Raw genomic sequence first — 18,369 nt, forward strand, 5'->3', positions numbered from 1 at the left:
TTTCGAAGACGGTCCTTCTTCCAACGGCACCCGGTCGATGCGGAATATCGTTTTCTGGGCGCCGGGCATGGCACGCGGCCCTGCCCTTCCCTAGCTGAGCAAGACCTTCCCCAGACTTGCCAGCAGGTCCTCCCATGCCATCGCCCCGACAGCTCCATCTCGGCGCCTTCATGCGCCCGGTCAGCATCCATACCGGCGCCTGGCGCTATCCCGGCGCCTATCCGGACGCCAATTTCAACTTCGCCCATCTCAAGCGGTTCGCGCGGAAGCTGGAAGCCGGGAAATTCGACGCCTTCTTCATGGCCGACCACCTGGCCGTACTGAACATGCCGGTCGAGGCCCTGAAGCGCAGCCATACCGTCACTTCGTTCGAGCCGTTCACGCTTCTGTCGGCCCTGGCCGGCGCGACCGAGCGCATCGGCCTCGTCGCCACGGCCTCGACCACCTTCGACGCGCCCTATCATGTCGCCCGGCGCTTCGCCTCGCTCGACCATATCAGCGGCGGGCGCGCCGGCTGGAACATCGTCACCACCTCGAACCCCGACGCCGCCCTCAATTTCGGCCTGACCGAGCACAAGGAGCATGGCGAGCGTTACGACCGGGCACGCGAATTCTACGATGTCGTCACCGGCCTGTGGGATTCCTTCGCCGACGACGCCTTCACCCGCGATCGCGAAAGCGGGCTCTATTTCGACCCCGACAAGATGCATGTGCTCGACCACAAGGGCGAGCATCTCTCGGTGCGCGGTCCGCTCAACATCGCCCGGCCCGTGCAGGGCTGGCCGGTCATCGTTCAGGCGGGAGCATCGGAGGCCGGTCGCCAGCTCGCAGCCGAGACGGCGGAGGCCGTCTTCGCCGCGCACCGCACGCTTGCCGAGGGCCAGGCCTTCTATGCCGACGTCAAGGGGCGGATGGCGAGGTTCGGCCGCGACCCCGATCACCTCAAGATCCTTCCCGGCGTGCTCGTCGTCGTCGGCGACAGCGTCGAGGAAGCCCGCGAGAAGCGCGCCCTGCTCGATTCCTTCGTCCATTACGACAGCGCCATCGCCTCGCTGTCGATCGCGCTAGGCCATGATGCCTCGGGCTTCGATCCGGACGGGCCGCTGCCCGACATCCCCGACACCAATGCCAGCAAGAGCGGGCGCGAGCGCACCATCGCGCTGGCGCGCGACGAGAACCTGACCGTGCGCCAGCTCGCCCAGCGGCTCGGCGGCTATGGCGGGCTCGCCTTCGTCGGTACGCTCGCGACCATCGCAGACGCCATGGAGCAGTGGCTCGTCGAACGCGGCAGCGACGGCTTCAACGTGATGTTCCCGTACCTGCCGGAAGGGCTCGACGATTTCGTCGACAAGGTCGTGCCGGAACTGCAGCGGCGCGGGCTGTTCCGGACGGAATATGCCGGTACCACGCTGCGCGACCATCTCGGCCTGCCGCGCCCGGCCAATCGCTTCTTCCCTGGGTCTTAAGAGTTCGAAGCTGGCACCATCCTGGGGCGACGCGGCCGGGCCCCAGCGCCGTTCCCAGCACACTGCCAGACCGTGAAGGGCGAATTATCCCTTCAGGCTGGCAGCGAAAGCGAATCCTTGCTCCCAGGCGCATGTATTTGAAAATACATTCGATTGACTGAGGGCATGTAGAAAACAATGATTACTCACATCGCCATGGTTGAAATCATGGCGATCGCGGGATTTGTTGGAGCAGCTTGCACCGCGTCACCAATGCTAAAAGCACCACGCGCATTGCCGTGGGCTCCTTTGCTTGAGGAAGGCCCATGATAATCCCGTTCAACATCGTCATTCACGCCCTGCTACGCCTGTCGGCATTCCTGCACTGGACACGCACCGGCGAGACCCGCCGCCGCAGCAACAAGTAGCCGGTCGTCGCGCAGCGCGACCGAACACCGATTTTCCGACGCCCAAGGAGCTTCAGGTTGCGGCCATCGCTGGCCCGCGCCGACGCTCTCATTGATCCGAAGGCATGACCATGAGCCCGTCCGATTTCCACACACCTCACCATGGATGGCTGCCGCGCCATCGCGGCTCTGCCCCGGCTCGCGGACGTCATCTGCGGGCGGCCGTGACAGCCATCGCCCTTCTGGCTGCCGGCTATTCCGCCTCCGCCGCCGACAACCAGGCGGCCGGGAAGCCCCTAGCCGGAGGAACGCTGACCTTCGGCCTCGCGAGCGACACCGCCATCATCGACCCGTCGGTCACCGGCAATTCGATCACGGCGCTGATCACCCGTAACCTCGTCGATTCCCTCGTCGGCCAGGCGGAGGACAACAGGTTCACGCCATGGCTCGCCGAACGCTGGGAGGTGAATGCCGACAACACGGTCTACACCTTCCACCTGCGCCGAGGCGTGACCTTCAGCGATGGCACGCCGCTCGATGCGGCCGCGGTCAAGTTCAACTTCGATCGGATTCTCGATCCCAAGACGACATCGAGCTATTCCAAGTCCCTGCTCGGTCCGGTCGCGGAGATCGCGGCGCCAGACGCCACGACGGTGGTGATCTCCTACAAGCAATCCTTCGCGCCGCTGCTGCAAGGCCTGAGCCTGCCCTATCTCGGCATTCAGTCGCCGACCTATCTGCGCGAGGCCAAGAGTACCACGAACACCGTCGTCGGCTCCGGCCCCTTCGTGCTCGAAAGCTTCACCAAGGGCAGCGGCAGCCGGCTGACCAAGCGCGCCGATTACAACTGGGGACCGGGCTATGCCGCGCATCAAGGCCCGGCCCATCTCGACTCCATCGTGTTCCGTTATCTGCCGGAATCCTCGGTTCGGCTCGGCGCGCTGAGCAGCGGACAGGTGCAGGCGATCGACGAGGTGCCGCCGGCCAATTTCCGCTCCGTCCAGGCCGATAATCGCCTCCAGGTGGTGACGCGCGAAAACCCCGGCGTGAACCGCTCGCTGTTCCTGAACACGAGCAAGGGCCCCTTCGCCGACGCCCGCGTTCGTCAGGCTTTCCAGAGCGCCGTCGACGCGCCCGGCGCCGTCAAGGCCGCCTTCTTCGGCAGCCTCAAGGCGGCCGACAACATCCTCGGCCCCTCGACGCTGTATTACGACCCGACAATCGCGAAGACTTGGGGCTTCGATCCGCAAAAAGCTGCGAAGCTGCTCGACGAGGCCGGCTGGACCGCCAGGGACGGCGACGGCATTCGTTCGAAGGGCGGCGAGCGCCTGCGTGTCCGCTTCGTCTACGATGCCGCGGCATGGGGGGCGTCGGACCTGACCGTGGCCCAGGCGGTCCAGTTCTCGGTCAAGAAGGCGGGTTTCGATCTGCAGCTCGACCCCGTCGATGCCGGGGGCTACACCGCCCGGACGGCCGCCAACGACTACGACCTCATCTCGCTCTACTATGTCCGCGCTGAGCCGGACATCCTGCGGACCGTCTTCCATTCGGCCTATATCCCGCCGAACGGCGCCAATAATGCGCGGGTGAAGAGCCTCGACGACCTCCTGACCAAGGCGATCGGCGCCTCCGGTGACGAGCGGCAGCGCCTCTACGGCCAGGCCCAGGCCGAGATCATCGGCCAGGCCTATGCCGTGCCGCTCTATGTCGTCGCCTATCAGCTCGGCGCCTCGAAGAAGCTGCAAGGCATCAGCTGGGCGACGAATGCGAAGCCGAATCTCTACGATGCCTGGCTGGCTCGCTAGCGTCTTACCCGCGGGGCTGCGGCGCCTCGGGGTGATCGTGGCCGTGCTCTGGGGCGCGGCCACGATCACCTTCGTTGCGGTCAAGGCGATCCCCGGCGATCCCGTCGCGGTGCTCACCGGGGGCGAGAACATCGTCGACGCCGCCGAGCGCGAGGCGCTCGTCCGGCAGTTCGGTCTCGACCAGCCTTTGCCCGTGCAATATCTGCGCTATATCGGCCAGGCCCTGCTCGGCGATTTCGGCGACAGCTATCAATACCGGCAACCGGTCATCGAGGTCATCGGCGAGGCGGCCGGGCCGACGCTCCAGCTCGCCGGCACCGCGATGGCGCTGGCTCTCAGCCTCGCCTTCGTCAACGCGCTGGCCACGGCCGGGCGGCGCAAGGGTTTGCGAACCGTCCTCGCCGGGCTGGAGCTCGCCGTGCTGAGCACGCCGGTCTACTGGGTCGGGCTCCTGCTCCTGACGGTCTTCAGCTTCTATCTCGGCTGGTTCCCGATCATCGGTGGCGAGGGCCTCCCCGCGCTCGTGCTGCCCGCCATTGCTTTGAGCCTCCCGCTCGCGGCCTTGCTGGGGCAGGTCCTGCGTGACGGGCTCGAAGAGGCGCTGCTTCAGCCCTTCGCCCTGACCGTACGGACGCGCGGCGTCAGCGAGACGCAGCTGCGCCTGCGCCACGCCCTGCGCCATGCCGCGCTCGCGGTTTCGACATTGACCGGCACGCTCTTCGCCGGCGTCCTGGCCGGATCGATCCTGACGGAAACCGTGTTCGGAAGAGCCGGCATCGGTCAGATCACCCTGCAGGCGATCAAGACCCGCGACATGCCGCTGCTGCTCGGGCTGGTGATGCTGTCGGCGCTGGTCTCGGTGAGCATCAACCTCCTCGTCGATGCGCTCTATTTGCTGATCGATCCGCGGCTGCGGAGGACGGCGCGATGAGCCAGGCCCTCGACGTCATCGCGCGTGTCCGCAACGGCAACCGGGCCGGGAATCCATGGCGCGCGCCTGGGCTCATCATCCCGCTCGCCTTCGTCCTGCTCCTCCTGGCCGCGGCCGCGATGCCGCAATGGTTCACGGCGCTGGCGCCCGATGCGGTCGATACCGATGCGATCTTGCTGCCGCCCGGCCCAGGCCACTGGTTCGGAGCCGACCAGCTCGGCCGCGACGTCTTCACGCGCGTCATCTACGGCACCTCGCAATCCCTGGGCATCGGCATCGGCGCGACGCTGATCGGCTGCGCCGGCGGCGTGCTGCTCGGCACAGCAGCCGGACTGGTTACGCCCGTCCTGCAGCGCCTGCTCGTGCGACTGATCGACATCCTGCTGGCGTTCCCCGAAATCCTGCTCGCCCTGTTGATCATCGCCGTGCTCGGCCGGGGGCCGACGAACACGCTGCTCGCCGTCGGGCTTTCCAGCATCGCGGGCTATGCCCGGCTGGTGCGCTCGCAGGTGCTCCGCGTCTGGCAATCCGGCTATGTCGAGCATGCCGTGTCGCTCGGCGAGTCCACGCCAGCAATCATCGCCCGCCATGTCGTGCCCAATGCCGTCCGGCCACTCGTCGTCCTGGCCACGATCGGCGTCGGCAACGCCGTGCTGTCGGCCTCGGCCCTGAGCTTCATCGGACTTGGCGTCGTGCCTCCCGCCGCCGAATGGGGAGCCCTTCTGGCCGATGGGCGCAACTTCCTGGATACCGCGCCCTGGATCAGCTTCCTGCCGGCGACCGTCGTTGCGATCTCGGTCATCGCCATCACCATCCTCGGGCGGCGCCTGCAGCTCCTGCTCTCACAGGGAGGCGAGCCATGAACGTCCAGCTCGTGGGGCGGCATGACGTGGTCTCGGCTGCGCCGGCCGCCCGCCCCGCCATCCTCGAGGTCGAGGATCTGCACATCGCCTTCCCGAGCCGGCTCGGACCACGGGAGGTCGTGCGCGGCATCTCCTTCACCATCGGCGCCGGCGAAATCCTCGCCATCGTCGGCGAATCCGGCTCTGGAAAGTCGGTGACCGCCCGCGCGCTCGTCGGGCTGGCGGGGTCTGGCGCCGAGCTGCGCGCGCGGTCGTTGCGCCTGTCGGGCCACGATGGCGAGGCCCGCTCGCTGACCGAGCTCTCGGAGCGGCAATGGTCGAAGATCCGGGGGCGAGAGATCGGCTTCGTGCTGCAGGACGCTCTCGTCTCGCTCGATCCCTTGCGCAGGATCGGCCGGGAAGTCGGCGAGCCGCTCCTGACCCACGCACTGGTTCCGCGCGCGGAGATCGGCAAGGAGGTCGAAACTCTGCTCGCCCGCGTCGGCATTCCCGATCCGGCGGTCCGGGCCGCACAATACCCCCACGAACTGTCGGGCGGGCTGCGGCAACGGGCGCTCATCGCCTCGGCGCTGGCCGCACGCCCTCGCCTGCTCATCGCCGACGAGCCGACGACGGCGCTCGATGTCACCATCCAGCAGCAGATCCTCAGCGTCTTCCAGGCGCTCGCCAAGGCCGGGCACGGCATCCTGCTGATCACGCATGACCTGGCCGTCGCAGCCCAGCTCGCCGACCGGATCGCCGTCATGCAGAACGGCGAGCTGGTCGAAACAGGCCCGGCGCGGGAGGTCCTGCGGAAACCGCGCCATGCCTATACGCAGCGCCTGCTGTCGGCCGTGCCGAGCGCGGCGACGCGGGGACGCTGGCTGTCCACATCCGGCGCGCGGCCGGTCAAGGCGCAGCCCGAGCGCAGCCAGCCGATCCTCGCACTGCGCGACATCGCGGTGCGCTTTACCAGACCGGATCGCAGCGTGACCCATGCCGCGAACGGCGTCTCGCTCCACGTCTATCCCGGCGAGACCCTCGGCATCGTCGGGGAATCGGGCTCCGGCAAGACCACGATCGGCAAGGTCGCGCTTGCGCTGCGAAACCCCGACGCAGGCGAGGTCCTCTTCCGTGGCCAGGCTTGGAGCCAGCTCTCCGAACGCCAGCGCCGGCCACTGCGCCGGCATGTCCAGACGATCGTTCAGGACCCGCTGAATTCCTTCGATCCGCGCTATGCCGTCGAGCGGATCATCGAACAGCCGCTGCTCCTGCACACCGATCTCGGCAAAGCCGCGCGGTCAGCGCGCGTGCGGGAGCTGATCCAGCTCGTCAATCTGCCGCCGGATGTGCTCGACCGGCGGCCGACCGCCCTGTCGGGAGGCCAGCGGCAGCGCGTCTCGATCGCCCAGGCGCTCGCCAGCGAGCCCGATCTGCTGATCTGCGACGAGCCCGTCTCCGCGCTCGATGTCACCACGCAGGCGCAGGTGCTCGATCTGCTGATCGCGCTTCAGCATCGGCTCGGGCTGGCGATGCTTTTCATCTCCCACGATCTCGGCGTGATCCGCCACATGAGCGACCGGATCGCCGTGATGAAGGATGGCGTGATCGTCGAAACAGGCGCGGCCGAGGAGGTGTTCGACGCTCCGAAACACGACTATACGCGCCGCCTGCTCGAAGCGGTGCCGAAGCTTTAGCGACCTGGCCTGCTGCCCCCGGAGCCGCGCGCCGCTACCACCACAGACAGATGCAATTCCAATCTCAAAGATTTATGATCCGGTCTGAACTATAAAACCGGAATATCCATCCCCATACTTCGCATTATTCGAAATATCGTTTGATTGACCTCAATATACCGACACCACAGACTCACGCGCTTGATGTAACCCCTATCCCGAAGGTGTCGCGATGACGAATTCTCCAGTCCGATGGACGCGCAGGCAAGCAGCGGCTGCGCTTGGCGGGCTTGCGATCTCGATGGCGACCCTGGGGAACGCGCATGCGGCCGAAGGCCAATTGCGCATCGCCAAGCAGTTCGGCGTCGTCTATCTGCTGCTCGACGTCGCCGCCGAGCAGAAGCTGATCGAGAAGCACGGGAAGGCGGCCGGCGTCGATATCAAGGTCGACTTCGTGCAGCTCTCCGGCGGTGCGGCGGTGAACGATGCCCTGCTGTCGGGCAGCATCGAGATCGCCGGGGCCGGCGTCGGCCCGTTGTTCACGCTCTGGGATCGCACCAAGGGCAAGCAGAACGTCAAGGGCGTCGCCTCGCTCGGCAACTTTCCCTATTATCTCGTCACGAACAATCCGAACGTGAAGACGATCGCGGATTTCACGGAGAAGGACCGCATCGCTCTGCCGGCCGTCGGTGTGTCCGTGCAGTCGCGCATCCTGCAATGGGCCTCGGCCAAGCTCTGGGGTGACACCGAATTCGCGAAGCTGGACAAGATCAGCGTCGCGCTGCCGCATCCGGAAGCCGCCGCCGCGATCATCAAGGGCGGCACCGAGATCACCGGGCATTTCGGCAACCCGCCCTTCCAGGAGCAGGAACTGGCCGAGAACCCGAAGGCCCGCATCGTGCTCAATTCCTACGACGTGCAGGGCGGGCCAGCTTCATCGACGGTGCTCTACGCCACCGAGAAGTTCTACGCGGAGGCGCCGAAGACCTACCGCGCCTTCCTCGACGCGCTGGACGAGGCCGCGAAATTCGTCACCGCCCATCCCGAGCAGGCGGCCGACATCTATCTCAAGGCCAATGGCGGCAAGGGCGACCGAAAGCTGGTGCTCGACATCATCAAGAGCCCGCAGGTGACCTTCAAGGTCGAGCCGCAGAATACGCTCGGACTCGGCCAGTTCCTGCAGCGCGTCGGCGCGATCAAGAACCAGCCGAAGGCGCTCTCCGATTATTTCTTCGCCGATCCACGGATCGCGGCGGGCAGCTGACGTTCGATGATTGTCGCTGCGCAGAATGAGCGGCAGCGCGCTGTGTCGCAGCGTTCGGCCGTCGACGCCGTGTCCCGGGCCTCATCCACGCTCGCCGCGCCGCTGCCGCCTCCCCTGCTCCGTGTCGCGGATGTCAGCCTCGAATACCGCAGCGACGACAGGATCGTTCGTGCGACCCATCAGGTCGGCTTCGATGTCTACGAGGCCGATCGCTTCGTGCTGCTCGGGCCCTCCGGCTGCGGCAAGTCCACCTTGCTCAAGGCGATCGCCGGCTTCATCGCACCCGTCGAGGGCGATATTTCCCTCGCCGGCGCGCCGATCCGCGGCCCGGGTCCGGACCGCATCGTCGTCTTCCAGGAGTTCGATCAACTCCCTCCCTGGAAGACGGTGTTGCAGAATGTCGCCTTTCCGCTGATCGCCTCGCGCAGCCTGTCGCGCCGGGAAGCGACGGAGCGGGCGCGTCACTATGTCGAGAAGGTCGGCCTCGCGAAGTTCGCGAGCAGCTATCCGCACGAATTGTCGGGAGGCATGAAGCAGCGGGTCGCCATCGCGCGGGCCCTCGCAATGCAGCCGCGGATCCTGCTGATGGACGAACCCTTCGCCGCACTCGACGCCCTGACGCGGCGCAAGATGCAGGAGGAGCTGCTCGGGCTCTGGGAGGAGGCGCGCTTCACCCTGCTCTTCGTCACGCATTCGATCGAGGAAGCGCTGATCCTCGGCAATCGCATCGCCGTACTCTCGCCCCATCCCGGCCGGCTGCGGGCCGAGTTCAACAGCCATGAATTCGATCTCGGCAGCATCGGCAGCGCGTCTTTCCAGCAAGCGGTCCGGCGGCTCCATGCCCGGCTCTTCGAAGGCGAGCCGACAACGGGCGCAGACGCCCACAGTGCCTCTCAGTCATGAAGCTCGCCGCTCCACCGATCCGGCCGGAATTCGACCGGCCGCTGCCGCCCTTCGTCGCCATCGCGGTCGAGCGTCCACGCCCGCTGCTCGAGCGGCTCGTACGGCAAGGCTGGCTACGAAAGCTCCTGATCCTGCTCGTGCTGGCGGGGCTCTGGGAGGCGGCAGCGCGCTGGCAGGATAACGATCTGCTGCTGCCGAGCTTCACCGCCACGCTGCGAGCCCTTTTGGAGGGGCTGGCCAGTGGCGAACTCGTCGAGCGGGCGAGGCTGTCGCTGATCGTGCTCGCCCAGGGCTATGCGGCTGGCGTCGTGCTCGCCTTCGTGCTGACGACGCTTGCCGTCTCGACCCAGCTCGGCCGCGACCTGCTCTCGACCCTGACGGCGATGTTCAATCCGCTGCCTGCGATCGCCCTGCTGCCGCTCGCGCTCCTCTGGTTCGGGCTGGGTGCGGGCAGCCTGGTCTTCGTGCTGATCCATTCGGTGCTGTGGCCGCTCGCGCTCAACACCTTCGCCGGCTTCCAGGGCGTATCAGAGGCGCTGCGCATGGCCGGGCGCAACTACGGCCTGACCGGGTTGCGCTACGTCTTCGGCATTCTCGTCCCCGCCGCGCTGCCGGCGATCCTGTCGGGCCTCAAGATCGGTTGGGCCTTCGCCTGGCGCACCCTGATCGCCGCGGAGCTCGTCTTCGGCGCATCCTCCGGCCGCGGCGGTCTGGGCTGGTACATCTTCCAGAACCGCAACGAGCTCTACACCGACAAGGTCTTCGCCGGCCTGCTGCTGGTCATCCTGATCGGGCTCGTCGTCGAGAACCTGATCTTCGCCGCGATCGAGCGCGTCACCATCAGGCGCTGGGGCATGGCGCGCTGATGGTTTTCTCGTTCCGGATGGCCTGTGTCCTTTTCGACGGAGCCGACACCGTTCCGCACGCGCTCAAGCCATCCGAGGAGCCTGCATCATGCGCCGGCTCAGTCGCGCGTCTGTGGCTCACCCAGGGTCAGCATCAGCCGGTTCGCCCAGTTGAAGAAGGAGGCGGCGTGGATCAGGTCGGCGATGGCGAGATCGTCGAGGCCGAGGCTGCGTAGCTTGCGGACATGCTCGGGGCCGAAAGCGACCGGCGTCGCGGTCAGCGCGACTGAGGCCTCGACAATGGCGTTCCAGAGCGGATCGAGATCGGCCTGGACACCGTCGTCCAGCAGGCGCTGAACGTCCTCGCGGCGCTTCGAGAAGGTGCTCGCGAAGCGGGCATGGACCGAAGCGCAATAGATGCAGCCATTGCTGCGCGAGACGGCGGCGGCGGCAAGCTCGCGCTCGGCCCGCGGCAGGCCAGCCTTGGTGTTGTAGAAGATATCCTTGTCGGCCAGCGTCCGCGCCTTGAGGATGTCCGGATCATGCGCCAGCAGCCGGAAATACGGGCTCTTGGCGCGGGCGATGTCGACCAGGCCCTGCCTCTGGCGCTCGGTCAGCGCCTCTTCCGGGACCGGATCGACCCAGGCCGTCCAGTCCAGTTCAGCCTGCGTGAAGCGGGTGGGCGCGCCTGTCGCCGGGTGATCGAGAACGGCGGTGCTCATCGGGATGCTCCTCGGTTCAGGCGGCCGCGCCCAGGAAACGCAGACCGTGGGCCGCGCGGATCTGGAAGGCGAGATAGGCGATGATCTGCGAAAGGGTGACGATCGCGGCGGTGCTCCAGCCGGCCTGCTGCAGCGCGGCCAAATGCTGCGCCTGGGCATCGCGCGGATGGAAAACGAGCCGGTGCGCATGGAGGAGCGCGGCCGCAAGACGTTCGCCCAGCGTCTCCCGTTCGGCGGGTTCGAGCGCAAGCTCCGGTCCTGCAAGATCTTCGCTCGAAAGAGGTCCAGGCGGATAGGCGCCATAGGGGCCGGTGGTGCGCGCCCGCTCGGCGATCGCCTGCGTCGCATTCGCCAGAGCCTCTCCGGCCGGCTGCGCCCGCAGCAGCCCGAGGTAATGGTCGGATGACGGCCCATCCTCGTGCAGAAGCGCGACGAAGGCGGCCACCGCCAGTCGCTCGTCGAGGGTGACGCTCGCCGTGTCGCCGGCCTCGAACAAGGCCGCGTAGCTCGCCTGCACATTGTCGCGCGTCTGCGGCCGCTCGCGGCGAAGCGCGTCGAGATGCGTGCCGCCGGAGACCTTGGCGAGCGTGTCGAGGATGTCCGCAGCAGCGGTAGCGTGATCGGTCATGGTCAAAGCCTCATGCGGTCGCAGTGAGCGGTCGCAGCCGGACGGGCTGCTGCGAGGGGGCTTCTTTCCAGCCCAGTGCGGGAGCGACCGCTTCGGCCGTGAGCTCGATGGAGCGCAGCACGAGCGGATGCGGCGGATCGACGGAATGGACCTGGAAGACCACGTCGGTGGCGCGGGGCAGAACCGTATCGGCCTGCAGCGACGCGATCACGTCATCCGGCGCTCCGACATGGGTGTCGAGCGAGCGAATGAGGCCGGCGAGGCTGCGATCGGCGAGTCGGTGGCCGCTGGCAACGAAGCGCTCGAATACGGCGTTCAGGCCGCGTTCCGCCTGTTTCAGCGCCTCGGTGCGGCTGTCGGCGACGAAAAGCGAGCGCGAGGCCATGATCCGAGGTGCGATGCCTGCCGGGAGATTGGCGAGATAGGCGTCGACGATCGGATTCTGGATCTCGGGCAGCGTTGCGTCGGGCCGCTCCGGGCTGCGCGGCTGCGTGCGCGAGAGCATCAGCCCCGCGCCGGCCTTGCCGATCCGCTCGGCGCCGGCAACCGAGAAGGTGGCGTGCCAGGTGCGCTCCTGCAGGTTGTCGGCGGCCGGATAGAGCCGGTTCTGCGGATGGCCGAGTTCCGCCCCGCTCCAGGCGCGGTGCAGCATGTCGAGCTTGCGCGCGAAGACATCGGCACGGGCGTCCTTTTCGATGCCGAAGGCGAGGAAGGTCTCGGGCGTCGTGCCAGTACCGAGCCCGACCTCGAGGCGCCCGCCCGACAGAAGGTCGACCGTGACGGTGTCCTCCGCGATGCGCACGGGGTCCTCCATCGGCAGGATGATGATGCCGGTGCCGAGGCGGATGCGGCTGGTGCGGGCCGCGACGAAGGCCAGGAAGGGCAGCGGCGACGGCAGGCCGCCCTCGTCCCGATGGAAGTGATGCTGAGCGACCCAGGCGCTGTCGAAGCCATGGCGCTCGGCATGGACGATCTGCTCGGCCGCAAGGCGATAGCGTTCGCCGGCAGGCGCGTCATCGAGCAGACGCGTGAAGAAGCCGATGCGTTTGCCGGCCATGGCGAGACCTTTCAAGAGATACCGGCCGAAGCCTTGCTGTAGGAAATGGCTGGATCGGTACCGGCGAAGGAGAGGCCGAACAGACCTTCGCCCCGCCGCGCGAGATGGCTCGCCACGATGCCGCTGCCGGCACGCTCCGGCGCCAGCAGGATCAGCCGGGTCCCGCCGAGCTCGAGGCTCGTGGCCACCGCCTCCAGACCCGGTTGCGGACCGATGGGCTGGGCCGGCTGGCCGATCAGGGCCGACCAGCGCCGCGAAGACCGATCGAGATCGTTCACGGCCAGGCTGATCGTGGCAAGGCCGGTCGCGCCATTGGCGTGACGCGGCGCTGCCGGCACTCTCAGCGCGCGCGGCGTGACGTCCGAGCAGAAGAACGGCAGGTCGGTCCCGGCCGGCCGCGCCGTGCGCCAGACCAGCGTTTCGCCGTCGGGGCGCTTGCGGCCGCCATCCTGCGGGGGCTCGTAACCGAGATCGGCCCCGGCGGCCTGGGCCAATACGGCGTCGAGATCCTCCGGCAGCAGGGCGAGATCGATCGGCCCCTCCCCGTCCTTCTGCAGCACGCGCCACCAGAAGAAGTCCTCCTGCGGGAGCGGGAAGGCGATGATCTCGATATAGGCGCCGTCGGCGAAGGAGATCAGGGCGTTGACGCTGCCGCGCGGATGGGTGCCGCCCGGCTCGACGGTGAAGCCGCGCTCCCGCCACGCGGCGATGGAACGGTCGAGATCGTCGGTGACGATCACCGCATGGTCGACCCTCAGGGTCTGCCGAGTCGTGTCGTTCAAGCTCATGCCGCCTCCGCGCCGCCGAGATAGGCATCCCTGATCCGGGTATCGGTCAGAAGATCGGCGGCCTTGCCTTCGAGAACGATGCGGCCGGTCTGCAGCACATAGCCGCGATGGGCGATCTGCAGCGCCAGGCTGGCATTCTGCTCGACCATGAAGACGGCAACGCCTTGCCTGTTGATGTCGCGGATCAGCTCCAGCACACGCTCGACCCAGAGCGGCGAGAGCCCCATGGTCGGCTCGTCCATGATGATCACGCGCGGCCTGCTCATCAGCGCACGCGCCATCGCCACCATCTGCTGCTCGCCACCCGACAGGGTTCCGGCCTGCTGGTCGAGCCGCTGGGCGACGCGCGGGAACAGCCCAAGCACGTGGTCGAGATCGGCGGCGATGCCGGCCTTGTCGTCGCGCACGAAGGCGCCCATGAGCAGGTTCTCGCGCACGCTCATCGCCCCGAAGAGGCGGCGCGCCTCCGGCACGGTGCCGACGCCGAGGCGCACGATCTCCGGAGTCTTGAGCTTCAGCGTCGAGACGCCGTCGACGAGCACGTCGCCGGCGGCCGGCTTCACCAGCCCGAGGATGATCTTCATCGTCGTCGACTTGCCGCTGGCATTGCCGCCGAGCAGGCAGACCGCCTCGCCCTTCGCGACATGCAGCGAGAGGCCGAAATGGGCTTGCACCGGACCGTAATAGGTATCGATGGCCCTGAGTTCGAGGATCGGGGTTTCGTCGCTCATCGCAGCACCTCAGGCCTGGACAGTGGCGCGTTCGACCGCCGACGCCGGCGAACCGGCCGGTGAGGCCGCCCCGACGCCGCCATGGCCGAGATAGGCCTCGATCACCGCCGGATCGTTCCGCACCGCCTGCGGCAGGCCCTCGGCGATGGTCTTGCCGTCGTCCAGCACCACGACGCGGTCGGACAGCCGCATCACCATGTCGAGCTTGTGCTCGATCAGCAGGATCGTCTGGCCGCGCGCCTTCAGCCCGGCCAGGATCTCCAGCATCTCGGCCGTCTCGGTCTGGTTCATCCCCGCCGTCGGCTCGTCGAGCAGCAGGAGCTTCGGGCGCGCCGCCAAGGCCCGCGCGATCTCGACGCGGCGGCGGTTGGCGTAGGACAGGCTGTAGGCCGGCTGGTCGATGCGCGGCAAAAGCCTGTCACCGAAGATCGCCAGGATCTCGCGAACCTCCTCGCGCAGCGCCTCTTCCTCGCGCCTGACCGAGGCGGGCCGGACCAGCGCCAGCGCCAGTTCGGCCAGCGGGCCGATGACCGGCCAGTCCGGACGCACGGCCTTCAGCCGCCGGTGGGCTCCGACGAGAACGTTGTCGGCGACGCTGAGATTGGCGAAGACCCGGCCGTGCTGGAAGGTGCGCAACAGCCCGGCCCGTGCGATGGCTTCGGGCGGCCGGCCGGCAACGTCCGCACCGTCGAACCGGACCGTTCCCTCGTCCGGCTTGTCGAGGCCGCTGATCAGGTTGAACGCGGTCGTCTTGCCCGCGCCGTTCGGCCCGATGACGCTGACGAACTCGCCTTCCGCCACTTTAAGGTCGAGTCCGGCGACGGCGGTGAGGCCACCGAAGCGGCGCGTCAGCCCGCTTACCTCCAGAAGAGGTTTTGCGGCGGGCAGGCTCGAAACAGGAAAATGAGCGGTCACCGGCATTTCCTCAGACGGTTCCGAGCAGGCCCTGCGGCCGGAAGCGCACCAGCAGCAGCAGCGCGATGCCGTAGAACAGGATGCGGTACTCGGCCGCGACACGGAAGATCTCGGGCAGGCCGATCAGGGCGAGCGAGCCGAGGATCGCGCCACCGACATTGCCCATGCCGCCGAGGATCGCGATGGTCAGTGCCAGCACGGAGATCTGCGTGTTGAAGGTCTCGTGGTTGATGTAGGAATACATATGCGCGGTGAAGGCGCCGCTGATCCCGGCGAAGAAGCCGCCGAAGGCGAAAGCGAGGCCCTTGTAGCGTTCGAGCCCGATGCCGAAGGAGCGCGCCGCGACATCGTCGTCGCGCACGGCCCTGAACGTTCGGCCGAGATGCGAGCGGAGCAGGCGCAGCTGCAGCAGCGCAAGCCCCGCCATCAGGGCGAAGGCGAACCAGTAGATCGCGTTGGTGTCGTAGAGGTCGCGGCCGAAGAGCGAGAGCGGCGGGATGCCGGCAACGCCGATGGGCCCGCGCGTGACGCTCTCCCAGTTCAGGATGACCAGCGCCACGATCTCGCCGATGCCGAGCGTGGCAATCGAGACGTAGTGCCCGCGCAGGCGGAAGGCCGGCGAGACGAGGAGCGTGCCGATGCCGGCGGCAGCGAAACCGCCGATCAGCAGCGTCAGCCAGACCGGCCAGCCGAGATTGGAGGCGAGCAGCGCCGAGGTGTAGCCACCGATCGCCAGCAGAGCGGCATGACCAAGCGAGACCTGCCCGCTCGTGCCGGCCACCAGCGTGATGCTCAGGCCCAGCAGCGCATAGAGCCAGGCATTGGTCAGCGTCTGGATGAGATAGCCGTTGTCGACGATCAGCGGCAGAGCGATCGCCAGCGCGGCCAGCGCCGCGATCAGCAGCGGCGGGAGCCTGACCGGCTTGCTCGGCGCGACGAAGGTGCCGGTCATCGGCTCGGGCGGGAGCTGGCGCCGGCTGGCGAAGAGGCCGTTCGGCCGGATGACGAGGATCGCGATCAACAGGACGAAGGCGAAGAGATTGCGATAGCTGGTGCCGAGCAGCGCCACGCCATAGCTCTCCACCAGCCCGAGCAGCAGCGAGCCAACGATCGCGCCCGGCACATTGCCGACGCCGCCCACGACCTCGGCGACGATGCCTTTCAGCGTCGCCTCGAAGCCCATCGTCGGGGTGATGACGTTGTAATACATGCCGACCAGCACGCCGCCGACGCCGCCCAGAGCCGAGGCGATGGCAAAGACGATGCTGTTGACCCGGTCGACATCGACGCCCATCGCCCGAGCGGCATCCCGGTCCAGCGCCGTCGCCCGCACGGCCCAGCCCCATTTCGACAGCTTCAGGAAGCCGAACAGGGCCGCTGCGGCGCTGATGCCGATGCCGGCGATCAACAGGTCGAGCACGCCGATCGAGCCGCCGCCGATCGCGATGCGCCAGTTCGGCACCTGCATCGGGACCGCACGCGGATCGGGGCTGAACAGGATCTGGACCGTCTGGTCGAGCACGAAGCTGAGCCCGATCGTCGCCAGCAGCGGCGCGATCCGCGGCGCACCCGCCAGCGGGCGGATCCCGAAGCGCTCGATCACCACGCCGAGCGCGGCGGTGACGATCACCACGATCGCCAGCGTCAACGGAAAAGGCGTCTGCAGCACCGAGACCGCGACCCAGCCGACATAGGCGCCGACGACATAGACCGAGCCATGAGCGAAGTTGATCAGCCGGCTGACACCGAAGATCAGGGCAAGACCCACGGCCAGCAGCCCGTAGATATTGCCGATGATCAGGCCGTTGATCGTATGGTCGAACCAGGAGGTCATGGCGATGCTTCAGCGCGGCGGCGAACAGTGAACGGCATCGGCCACGCAGCGCCGCCGCGGCGACGCTGTGCCCCCCGAAGCCGTGCGGTCTCTCAGTTGGTGACTTTCTGGCCGTCCCAGAGCGTGAAGCGGCCATTCTTGACCACGAGTTCGGCGCTCTTGGCACCTGCGACGCGCCGCGTCGCCGGGTCGAAGCTCGCCTTGCCGTAGATCACGCTCGGCACGTCCTTCACCTTGGCCAGCGTGTCGCGGATGGTCTTGCGCTCCAGATCCGGCGCCTCGCGCAGCACCTGTCCGAACAGGATGACGGTGTCATAGGCGTAGGAATTGAACGCGTCCGGCTCCTTGTCGTATTTCGCCTTGAAGGCTTGGACGAAGGTCTGCACCTCCGGCCGCGGATCCTCCGGGAAGAAGCGCGACGAGGTGAACACGCCCTCCGCCGCATCGCCGCCGAGCTCGACGAATTTCGGCGAGTAGATCGAACTCGCCGCCGCCACCGGAACCGTGAGCCCGGTCTGCCTCGCCTGCCGCACGAGCAGCGCGGCGTCGGCGTAATAGGACACCAGGAACAGGCTGTCGGGCTTTGCGTCGCGGACGCGCACCAGGGTCGAGCGGAAATCCTTCTCCTCGGGCAGATAGCCCTCCGTGGCGACGACCTCGGCGCCCAGCGCCTTGGCGGCCGTGACGAGATGGTCCTTGCTCGTGCGGCCCCAGTCCGTGTTGAGGTGCAGCACCGCGATGCGCTTGAAGCCGAGCCGCTTCACCGCGAAGGCGGCGTTGAGCGGCTGCTCCTCGGCCTGGCTGACCGAATTGCTCCAGATAAAGTCGCCCGTCTTGGTGAAGTCGGGATGGGAATTCGTGAAGCCGAACTGCAGAAGGCCCGCCCGCTGATAGATCGGCGAGGCCGCCATCGAAGCCGGGCTGGAGAAATCGCCGAGCTCGGCGACGATGCGCTTGTCGGCAATGAACTTCTGCGCGACCGCGACCGTCTGCTTGGGGTCGCTCTGCGTGTCCTCGAAGAGGTAGCGCAGGGGCCGACCCTTGATGCCACCGGAGCCGTTGATCTGGTCGAGCGCGAGGTCGAAACCCTGCTTCCACTGCGCGCCGTACTGAGCATTGGGACCGGTCAGCGGACCGCTCACGCCAAGATAGATCGGCTCGCCCGCGGCCTCCGCCGCCCCGGCGCTTCCAGCACCAACGGCCACTGCCAAAGCCGAGCCGCCAGCCAGAAAAAGACGACGATTGATCACAATGCGCTCCACAGCATTCAGAAAATCGAACTGCCCGAAAAGCTGCGCCCGATCGGAGCGGCGGTCAAGAAAACGTTCTTTTAAAGGAACAACCTCACGGAGAATAATGATCCAACGCCGGAAGAAGCGACGCTATTTGTTAGCTAATTTCTCTCGAACGGCTTCCGGAATCAAATGCCGGCCAACAGAAAAGTTCGTTAAAACGAACCATCATCACCGTGATCGCCGCGACGAACCATTCCGACCGTATCGACCCCGCTGTGAAGCGCGCGGGGCGGCTCGACGGTGATCGCCCATCTCACCGTGCAGCGGCGTTCTCGCTGAGA

At 67.2% G+C, this 18,369-nt stretch carries 16 protein-coding genes; 8 read left to right on the top strand and 8 right to left on the bottom strand.

Translation table 11 applies throughout. The features are described from left to right. The first annotated feature begins 134 nt into the window (after nt 1-134). From IED13_RS00115 to IED13_RS00150, 8 genes are all read left to right on the top strand, one after another. Nucleotides 135-1,466, top strand: a complete 1,332-nt coding sequence (locus IED13_RS00115) for an LLM class flavin-dependent oxidoreductase (protein WP_191122956.1) — start codon at nt 135-137, stop codon at nt 1,464-1,466. A 610-nt stretch (nt 1,467-2,076) separates the two neighbouring features. Further along, nucleotides 2,077-3,657, top strand: a complete 1,581-nt coding sequence (locus tag IED13_RS00120; RefSeq protein ID WP_260368303.1) for an ABC transporter substrate-binding protein — start codon at nt 2,077-2,079, stop codon at nt 3,655-3,657. Further along, nucleotides 3,638-4,588: an ABC transporter permease gene (locus IED13_RS00125; RefSeq protein WP_191122957.1), complete on the top strand. Its 951-nt coding sequence runs from the start codon at nt 3,638-3,640 to the stop codon at nt 4,586-4,588. The genes IED13_RS00120 and IED13_RS00125 overlap by 20 nt, the downstream gene beginning before the upstream one ends. Further along, nucleotides 4,585-5,451, top strand: a complete 867-nt coding sequence (locus IED13_RS00130; protein ID WP_191122958.1) for an ABC transporter permease — start codon at nt 4,585-4,587, stop codon at nt 5,449-5,451. The genes IED13_RS00125 and IED13_RS00130 overlap by 4 nt, the downstream gene beginning before the upstream one ends. Beyond that, on the top strand, nt 5,448-7,127 hold the full coding sequence (locus tag IED13_RS00135; RefSeq protein WP_191122959.1) for a dipeptide ABC transporter ATP-binding protein: 1,680 nt from the start codon (nt 5,448-5,450) through the stop codon (nt 7,125-7,127). Before IED13_RS00130 ends, IED13_RS00135 begins: the two co-directional genes overlap by 4 nt. A gap of 280 nt (nt 7,128-7,407) precedes the next feature. Beyond that, nucleotides 7,408-8,370 carry an ABC transporter substrate-binding protein gene (locus IED13_RS00140; RefSeq protein ID WP_248312393.1) on the top strand — a complete coding sequence of 321 codons (963 nt, stop codon included), beginning with the start codon at nt 7,408-7,410 and terminating at the stop codon, nt 8,368-8,370. A gap of 42 nt (nt 8,371-8,412) precedes the next feature. Further along, the gene (locus tag IED13_RS00145) at nt 8,413-9,273 is read left to right on the top strand and encodes an ABC transporter ATP-binding protein (protein WP_260368301.1); all 861 of its coding nucleotides are present in this window, start codon (nt 8,413-8,415) and stop codon (nt 9,271-9,273) included. Then, entirely contained in the window at nt 9,270-10,139 is an 870-nt protein-coding gene (locus IED13_RS00150; protein ID WP_191122962.1) for an ABC transporter permease, read from the top strand. The genes IED13_RS00145 and IED13_RS00150 overlap by 4 nt, the downstream gene beginning before the upstream one ends. Before the next feature lie 98 nt (nt 10,140-10,237). Here the strand turns inward: IED13_RS00150 and IED13_RS00155 are convergent, their stop codons facing one another. The 8 genes from IED13_RS00155 to IED13_RS00190 form a co-directional block, all read right to left on the bottom strand. Continuing rightward, a complete protein-coding gene (locus IED13_RS00155) occupies nt 10,238-10,840 on the bottom strand; it encodes an alkylhydroperoxidase domain protein (RefSeq protein ID WP_191122963.1) in 603 nt (200 codons plus the stop codon). Between the two features lie 16 nt (nt 10,841-10,856). Beyond that, nucleotides 10,857-11,468: a CMD domain protein gene (locus tag IED13_RS00160; protein ID WP_191122964.1), complete on the bottom strand. Its 612-nt coding sequence runs from the start codon at nt 11,466-11,468 to the stop codon at nt 10,857-10,859. A 10-nt stretch (nt 11,469-11,478) separates the two neighbouring features. After that, nucleotides 11,479-12,525, bottom strand: a complete 1,047-nt coding sequence (locus tag IED13_RS00165; protein ID WP_191122965.1) for a putative FMN-dependent luciferase-like monooxygenase — start codon at nt 12,523-12,525, stop codon at nt 11,479-11,481. An 11-nt stretch (nt 12,526-12,536) separates the two neighbouring features. After that, on the bottom strand, nt 12,537-13,313 hold the full coding sequence (locus tag IED13_RS00170) for a VOC family protein (protein ID WP_191122966.1): 777 nt from the start codon (nt 13,311-13,313) through the stop codon (nt 12,537-12,539). Beyond that, nucleotides 13,310-14,044, bottom strand: a complete 735-nt coding sequence (locus IED13_RS00175) for an ABC transporter ATP-binding protein (RefSeq protein WP_191122967.1) — start codon at nt 14,042-14,044, stop codon at nt 13,310-13,312. Before IED13_RS00175 ends, IED13_RS00170 begins: the two co-directional genes overlap by 4 nt. Before the next feature lie 9 nt (nt 14,045-14,053). Then, nucleotides 14,054-14,959, bottom strand: coding sequence for an ABC transporter ATP-binding protein (locus IED13_RS00180; RefSeq protein WP_260368299.1), 906 nt, complete (start codon nt 14,957-14,959; stop codon nt 14,054-14,056). A gap of 10 nt (nt 14,960-14,969) precedes the next feature. Continuing rightward, nucleotides 14,970-16,793, bottom strand: coding sequence for an ABC transporter permease (locus IED13_RS00185; RefSeq protein WP_191122968.1), 1,824 nt, complete (start codon nt 16,791-16,793; stop codon nt 14,970-14,972). Between the two features lie 92 nt (nt 16,794-16,885). Next, nucleotides 16,886-18,043: an ABC transporter substrate-binding protein gene (locus tag IED13_RS00190; protein ID WP_113253294.1), complete on the bottom strand. Its 1,158-nt coding sequence runs from the start codon at nt 18,041-18,043 to the stop codon at nt 16,886-16,888. Nucleotides 18,044-18,369: the final 326 nt, after the last annotated feature.

It is taken from the genome of Allobosea spartocytisi, assembly GCF_014764685.1.
GTDB classification, from domain to species: domain Bacteria; phylum Pseudomonadota; class Alphaproteobacteria; order Rhizobiales; family Beijerinckiaceae; genus Allobosea; species Allobosea spartocytisi.